We start from the raw sequence: 597 nt of genomic DNA on the forward strand, positions 1-597 counted from the left end.
GCGTTTCCTCAGTCAATTGAGGAATAAGAGAGGGGTCCAGCCGAACTGATTCAGCAATATGCGGCTGCTCTGTCAGCAGTCGTACGGCATTGGTTATTAAATTGGTCGTTGTCTCATTGCCTGCAACGAGTAATAGAATACAAAAGCCAAGCAGTTCATTCTCGGTTAAACGCTCTCCATCAATTTCTGCTTGAATGAGAAGCGAGATCAAGTCATCGGCAGGTGTTTCTTTTCTTTTTTTGATCAAATGAGCAAAATAAATGGACAGCTCCTCTTCAGCGCGTTTCTGCATATCTACAACAGCCTGAATGGCTTCCTTTGATTCATCCTTAGCACCTGCCACGAGGGCATCAGAATGTTTTTTAATCAGCTCTCTGTCCTGCACCTCTGCACCGAGAAGCTCAGCGATGATCATCACTGGCAGGGGAGCTGCTAAATCTTGCACGATATCAAACGTACGTTGATCCTTTACTTGATTTAATAGATCATGTGTCAGGTCTTTGATCTTATCTTCTAATTGCTTGATCGCTTTTGGGGTGAATGCTTTATTCACAAGCGCTCTCATCTTTGTATGTTTTGGAGGATCCATCGTTAAAA

The 597-nt window shown here is 43.4% G+C and carries 1 protein-coding gene; it reads right to left on the reverse strand.

What is annotated here, in order from left to right:
• Positions 1-553: cytochrome P450 (locus GFC01_RS17885; protein WP_341474089.1), on the reverse strand; the 553-nt coding region annotated here is incomplete at its 3' end.
• Positions 554-597: the final 44 nt, after the last annotated feature.

The sequence above is a fragment of the Desulfofundulus thermobenzoicus genome (assembly GCF_009428905.1).
GTDB classification, from domain to species: domain Bacteria; phylum Bacillota; class Desulfotomaculia; order Desulfotomaculales; family Desulfovirgulaceae; genus Desulfofundulus_A; species Desulfofundulus_A thermobenzoicus.